The following is a 428-nucleotide window of genomic DNA, read 5'->3' on the forward strand; positions in this document are numbered from 1 at the left end:
AGCCGTTTTTTATTTATTTTGGTTTTATTATTTCTTCAAAATCGTCTTCGTCAAATTCGAATTCTTCAAATGTACATTCAATTTCGAAAGGAATATCTCCGTCAGATTCTTCTACAAAATCTTGTACTTCACCTTTCCAATTTAAGGTCAAAATTCCTTTGTCATTTACACTAAAAGTTAATTCGTTGTTCACCGTTTCATAATCTTCTTCCGAAACATTCAACGTTGTGTAATATACTTCCACAGTTTCACCTTCTTCGTCTTCTTCCTCGGCAAAACCGTAAGGAATAGAAACTTTTTTACCGTTCAATTCCTCCACAGATTCTACATCCAAAGGAAAATCATCAATAAATAAAGAAAGTTGAGGAAAATCGTTTTGTAACGAATCGCCTTCTACGTGTTCTAAGTCATCAGTCGAATGTATTTCT

At 33.2% G+C, this 428-nt stretch carries 1 protein-coding gene; it reads right to left on the reverse strand.

The window, feature by feature from the left end:
• Positions 1-13 precede the first annotated feature (13 nt).
• Positions 14-428: hypothetical protein (locus QWI17_RS05720; RefSeq protein WP_302721552.1), on the reverse strand; the 415-nt coding region annotated here is incomplete at its 5' end.

It is taken from the genome of Gilvimarinus gilvus (genome assembly GCF_030518155.1).
In the GTDB taxonomy this organism is placed as follows: Bacteria; Pseudomonadota; Gammaproteobacteria; order Pseudomonadales; family Cellvibrionaceae; genus Gilvimarinus; species Gilvimarinus gilvus.